Origin of the sequence: Porticoccus sp., from assembly GCF_965660005.1 — a bacterium.
Classification (GTDB): Bacteria; Pseudomonadota; Gammaproteobacteria; order Pseudomonadales; family Porticoccaceae; genus Porticoccus.
The window spans coordinates 1-6217 of the sequence record NZ_CBFHYF010000067.1; the positions used below are offsets into that span (position 1 = coordinate 1).

Genomic DNA, 6217 nt, shown 5'->3' on the forward strand with positions numbered 1-6217 from the left:
TGTGGGTTTTATTCTCACCGCAGCGTTAAAAGTCGGACCACTGTATCTCGATAACTCCTTTGTCAAAGCAGCGATAAACTCCCTCGCAGAGGAAAATATACATACCATGAGTGATGGCGAGGTTCGCAGAAAGCTGTCTGCCTATTTTGACATTAATAATGTACGCGATATCGACATGAAGCTGATTAAAATTGAACGTGAAAAGACGCATACACTGGTCAGTCTTAACTATGAAAAAAGAATCAATTTCATGGGTAATCTGGACGTGGTGGTGCGTTTTAATAATGTCTATGACAGCTCTAAATAATTTACTAACTCGCAGTATCAGTGGGTGAAAAACTTAAAATCACGGCTGCTTGATCGCCTCGGTTACCAGTTCACAGATTCCAGCTTGTTTGACCTGGCACTTACTCATCGCAGCCATAGCTCAGCCAATAACGAGCGACTGGAATTTCTGGGCGATGCGGCGCTGAATTTCATCATTGGTCATGCTGTATATGACCGCTTGCCCCAGGTTAAAGAGGGCGATTTGAGCCGTTATCGCGCCAACCTGGTCAAAGGTGCCACATTGACCGAAATAGCCAGGGAGCTGGAGCTCGGTCAGTATTTGTATCTGGGTGCGGGCGAACTGAAAAGCGGTGGTCACCGACGGGCATCCATCCTGGCGGATACGGTGGAAGCCATTATCGGTGCAGTCTATCTGGACGGTGGTATGACGGCCTGTGAGAAGGTTGTCATGCAATTATTCAGTGAGCGCCTTGCCAATTTGTCAGAAAATACCCTCAGAGATCCGAAAACTCAACTGCAGGAATTTATGCAGGCACGAGGCAGACCTTTGCCAAATTATGAAGTTGTGTCCGTAACCGGCGAGGCGCACAGTCAGTTTTTTACCGTGGAATGCATAGTTGATGGCTTGACATCCCCCGCTCTCGGAGAAGGAAGCAGCCGCCGTACCGCTGAAAAAAATGCCGCATCAAAAGCATTGGCTGGACTCACCAAATGACTGAAAAAGAAACGATTAAACGCTGCGGTTACGTAGCCATTGTCGGCCGGCCTAATGTTGGCAAGTCCACGTTGCTGAACCACCTACTGGGTCAAAAAATAAGCATCACATCACGTAAACCACAAACGACCCGACAAAATATGCTTGGCATAAAAACTGAAGGTGACTCACAACTGATTTTTGTCGATACGCCGGGGCTTCACGACAATATGAGCAAGGCGATCAACCGCTTCATGAATCGTGCAGCTGAAAGTGCTATTCGAGATGTGGATGTCATTGTTTTTGTTGTTGACCGTGCCGTATGGACAGAAGCCGATGAGAAGGTTGCGCAGGAGGTAATGAAAAGCAATACGCCGGTCATTATTGCCCTGAATAAGATTGACAGGCTGGAAAATAAAGCGGATCTTTTGCCTCATCTGCGTTTGTTAACGGAGCGTTTCCCTGAAGCGCGACTGATCCCGGTATCCGCTTTACACGGCCAACAACTTGTCCAGCTTGAACGAGCTATCCTGCAACATATTCCGGAAGATGTTCACTTCTTTCCGGATGATCAGATTACTGATCGCAGCCAGCGCTATATGGTGGCTGAAATCATCCGGGAAAAGATCACCCGTCAGCTGAGTGCCGAACTTCCCTATGAAGTGGCCGTAGAGGTAGAGGAGTTCAAGCAGTCTGACAGAATCTGTCATATCAGTGCGCTGATTCTTGTCGAGCGAGATGGCCAGAAGAAAATTATTATCGGTGATAAAGGTAGTAGACTGAAGAAAATCGGCCAGCAAGCGAGACTCGATATGGAGCGTTTGCTGGAGTCAAAAGTGATGCTCAACCTTTGGGTAAAGGTCCGTCGCGGATGGTCCGACGATGATCGGGCACTGCGGAGCCTGGGCTATGATGACTAATCGCCATATTCCAGCCTGGTAGCTCTCCACACTAAAAATCAGGGTTGGCAATATGTGGAATGACAATTGATACTATCCGGAAAACTGCTACGGCTTGTATTATCACAGTATGACTAACCTGCGTGTCGACTCAGAGCCGGCTTTTGTTCTCCATACACGACCCTATCGGGAAACCAGCCAACTGGTAGATCTTTTTTCCCGTCACTATGGTCGATTGCGTGTCGTGGCCCGGGGATTTCGTCGCCCCAAAAATGGCAGTCGTATACTTGCACCCTTTACGCCCTTGCTGGTGGGATGGAGTGGCAAAACAGAGCTGAAAACTTTGGTCAGTGCTGAACATACCGGGCGCTCACTGATGCTGGCGGGTGAACGGTTGTACAGCGGTTTTTACCTCAATGAACTACTGATACGGCTACTCGTAGAGCACGACCCGCACCACCATCTGTTTGATCACTATCTCAATATCATGACAAGTCTCGCTGATGGCGAGCTTATTGAGCCGGCTCTGCGACTTTTTGAGCGCAATTTGCTTGATGAAGCAGGTTACGGGTTAATGATCGATACTGATATTGTATCTGGTAATCCTGTCCTGCCAGATCAATGGTACCGGTTTGATCCCTCCATCGGGTTTTCCATGTGTCAACCCTCCGGGCAGGAAAAAACGTCTCCTTATCTGTTTTTCGGTGATCAGTTGCTGGCTATTAACAGTGGAGACTATCAAAATCTTGCCACGGCAAGAGCGGCCAAGCGACTGATGAGGCTGGCCATTCAGGAACACCTTGGCGACAAGCCACTGCGAAGTCGTGAGCTTTTCAATCTTCAAAAAGCCGATGAGAATAAAATTTCGTGATTATTGCCATAGGCACGGACATTGTTCAGGTGGCCAGGATCAGTGAGGCCCTGAATCGTCGTGGTCGTGATTTTGCCGAGCGTATACTATGCCCTCGTGAGTTAGCCTTGTTTGATAGAAAACCCAGTCCGGCTGCCTACCTCGCTAAACGCTTTGCTGCCAAAGAGGCGTTAAGTAAAGCCCTCGGTACGGGTATTGGCAAAGTATCCTGGCAAGATATTGAAACCGTAAATGATTCCTCGGGTGCACCTGCATTCTTGCTCATGGGTAATGCCAAAAAACAACTGCAAAAGTTGGGTGCCAATCACGCTCTGCTGAGTTTATCCGATGAACGTGATTTTGCTGTTGCCTTTGTGGTTCTCACTTATTCTCATCAGGTATAGACCCCTACATAAATCACCGGACATAACATTTTCACCAGCGTTTATAGGTAAAGAATCTTGATCAAACGCCTCTTCTGCCAAGACAAGCAAACGATGGATCGATAAAATAACAATCTGTTTGGTCAATTTTAAACTGTCCCTGCTGCCGGAAAGCCGATGATCTATCCAACTATTGAATCCTGTATTGGTGAAACACCCCTGGTTAAGTTGCAACGATTGCCGGGAGACACCAATAACGTCATTCTGGTGAAGCTGGAGGGCAACAATCCGGCCGGATCAGTTAAAGACCGGCCAGCCATGGGTATGATCCAACATGCGGAAGCGAGAGGCGATATAAAGCCGGGTGATACGCTTATTGAAGCGACCTCGGGCAATACCGGTATTGCGCTGGCCATGGCTGCGGCCATCAAAGGCTACCGGATGATTCTGATTATGCCGGAAAACAGCACTGAAGAGCGTAAAGCGGCCATGCAGGCTTACGGGGCAGAACTTATTCTGGTTAGTCGCGAGCAGAGCATGGAAGGTGCCAGAGACCTCGCAAAAGCCATGGAGCAAAAAGGTGAGGGTATTGTCTTGGATCAGTTCGCCAACAGCGATAATCCGCTGGCACATTATGAGCACACCGGCCCTGAAATCTGGCGACAGAGCGCGGGCAATGTCACTCACTTCATCAGCTCCATGGGCACTACCGGCACTATCATGGGAGTATCTCAAAGAAAAAAATCCCGGTATTCAAATAATTGGCTTGCAGCCTGAAGAAGGGGCCAGTATTCCCGGTATCCGGCGTTGGCCAAAAGCCTATCTGCCAACGATATTTGATAGTACGAATATTGACCGTGTAATGGATATAGGCGAACAGCAGGCGGAAGACTGTATGCGGGCACTAGCCCGGGAAGAAGGTATTTTGTGTGGTGTATCGTCAGGCGGAGCGGTGGCTGCTGCACTGCACTTATCCGATGAAGTCGAGCATTCAGTGATTGTGGCAATCATCTGTGATCGGGGTGACCGCTACCTGTCATCTGGAATTTACCAGAAAGGGCAAAAGTAGTCATTCTGGTAGGTGCCATTGCCTGAATGTCCGGAACATCGGGCACACGACGACTAATGTCCTGGTGAGTCAAAATTTACAGCTTGCAATTTTAACCCTCCACCACGAGGTAAATGGTCGAGTATACAACTAATTCAGATGAGAGCTGTTTATGGTACAGGTCAGAGATCATCACCCGGTGCAGGAACAGGGTGTGGTGCAGATAGAACCTTGGGTTGATGATCTGCTCCACAATAAAATTTTTACTGAAGCAGATGTTCGGGAAACTCTGATAGCTGCCTGTGAGCTAGCCCGTGATGCTGAAAAAAAATCCGGTAGCGAACGCTGGACGCCTACTGTCAGCAGTTTTAGAACCGGCCTCGAGATGGCCGAAATTCTCGCTGAACTCCATCTCCACGATACCGCAAGTCTGACTGCCGCCATTCTTTATTGGGTAGTTAGAGAGGGGCGACTTTCTCTCGCAGCGGTCAGAAACCGATTCGGTGATCCAGCCGCTGTTCTGATAGAAAGTGTTCTGAAAATGGCGGTTATCAGCACCATGCGAACTGATAGTGAAAATGCTGTTTTTGGTCATGCTGCGGCTCAGCAAGCATCAAAAATCCGTGAAATGCTGGTTTCTATTATCGATGATGTGCGTGTCGCTCTCATTAAAATTGCAGAGCGTACCTGTGCAATACGCGCCTTGAAAACGGCTACCAATGAAAAACGTCAGCGCGTTGCCCGTGAGATTTTTGATGTTTATGCACCCTTGGCCCACAGGCTGGGTATTGGCCAGCTAAAGTGGGAACTGGAAGACCTTGCGTTCCGCTATCTGGAGCCCGAAGAGTATAGGCACATAGCACGTTTGCTCGATGAACGTCGTATGGATCGTCAACACTACATAAACCAGGTAATAGATACGTTGCATGTGGAACTGGAGAAAGCCAGCATAGAGGCTCAGATCGCTGGCCGTGCAAAGCATATATACAGTATCTGGAAAAAAATGCAGCGCAAGGACGTTGGCTTCTCGCAAATTTATGATATTCGTGCGGTGAGAGTATTGGTTCCTGCTGTCCCGGACTGTTACACCGTGTTGGGTATTGTCCACGGACACTGGCGCAATATTCCCAACGAATTCGATGATTATATTGCCTTCCCTAAGGAAAATGGCTATCGATCCCTGCATACAGCCGTCATTGGTCCGGGTCGGAAAGTATTGGAAATTCAAATTCGAACCCATGAAATGGATGACGAAGCCGAACTGGGCGTGTGTTCTCATTGGCGCTACAAAGGAACCGACACCAAGGCCACCACCCGAAGCTACGAAGAGAAAATTGCCTGGCTCAGACAGGTTCTGGAGTGGCATGAAGAAATTGAGAACGATCATGTCAAAGAACTGATCAACCGGAATAGCATCACGGATCGGATCTATGTCTTTACACCGGAAGGCCACGTTGTCGATTTGCCCTCGGAATCCACTGCGCTGGATTTTGCTTACCGTATACATACTTCGATTGGCCACCGCTGTCGGGGCGCCAAAGTAAACGGCAGAATAGTACCGCTCAACGCACCACTGCGTACGGCCGATCAGGTAACCGTTCTTACCGGTAAGCAGGAGTCGCCCAGTCGGGATTGGTTGTCGCCAGCGTTGGGTTATATTCACTCAACCCAGGCCCGCACTAAAATCCAGCAATGGTTCAGAAAACAGGATCACGAGAAAAATACCCAAGCCGGGAAATCCATTCTGGATCGCGAACTACGTCAATTAAATATCAAACAGGTCAATCTGGAATCCGTTGCAGAAAAATTCAACAAGCATGGAGAAGATGGACTTTATGCCGCCATTGGCGTGGGTGATATCTGTGTCACCCAGGTGATGAATGCTATTCTGACAATGCTTGACCTGAACAAAAAGCCTGAAAAGCCGGTTTTTATAACGCCGACGAAGGCCAGCCGCTATCAAGAGTCAGATATTTATATTTACGGTGTGGGTAATTTGTTGACCCATATTGCTCGCTGCTGTAATCCAGTGCCAGGCGATGAGATTGTCGGCTA

The 6217-nt window shown here is 48.6% G+C and carries 6 protein-coding genes and 1 pseudogene; all 7 read left to right on the forward strand.

Going from position 1 to position 6217, the window contains the following annotated elements; all coding sequences use genetic code 11:
- A partial coding sequence (locus ACTF5G_RS09775; protein WP_438952621.1) for a DUF4845 domain-containing protein occupies window positions 1-307 on the forward strand: 307 nt, incomplete at its 5' end.
- A 24-nt stretch (window positions 308-331) separates the two neighbouring features.
- Window positions 332-1003, forward strand: a complete 672-nt coding sequence (gene rnc / locus ACTF5G_RS09780) for a ribonuclease III (protein ID WP_438952622.1) — start codon at window positions 332-334, stop codon at window positions 1001-1003.
- On the forward strand, window positions 1000-1902 hold the full coding sequence (gene era, locus ACTF5G_RS09785) for a GTPase Era (protein WP_438952623.1): 903 nt from the start codon (window positions 1000-1002) through the stop codon (window positions 1900-1902). The genes rnc and era overlap by 4 nt, the downstream gene beginning before the upstream one ends.
- Before the next feature lie 109 nt (window positions 1903-2011).
- The gene (recO, locus tag ACTF5G_RS09790; RefSeq protein ID WP_438952624.1) at window positions 2012-2752 is read left to right on the forward strand and encodes a DNA repair protein RecO; all 741 of its coding nucleotides are present in this window, start codon (window positions 2012-2014) and stop codon (window positions 2750-2752) included.
- Window positions 2749-3135, forward strand: coding sequence for a holo-ACP synthase (acpS, locus tag ACTF5G_RS09795; RefSeq protein WP_438952625.1), 387 nt, complete (start codon window positions 2749-2751; stop codon window positions 3133-3135). Before recO ends, acpS begins: the two co-directional genes overlap by 4 nt.
- A 156-nt stretch (window positions 3136-3291) precedes the next feature.
- Window positions 3292-4183: pseudogene (gene cysM / locus ACTF5G_RS09800) on the forward strand (cysteine synthase CysM).
- Window positions 4184-4334: 151 nt separating this feature from the next.
- Window positions 4335-6217 (forward strand): RelA/SpoT family protein (locus ACTF5G_RS09805; protein WP_438952626.1); only part of this gene is annotated, 1883 nt, incomplete at its 3' end.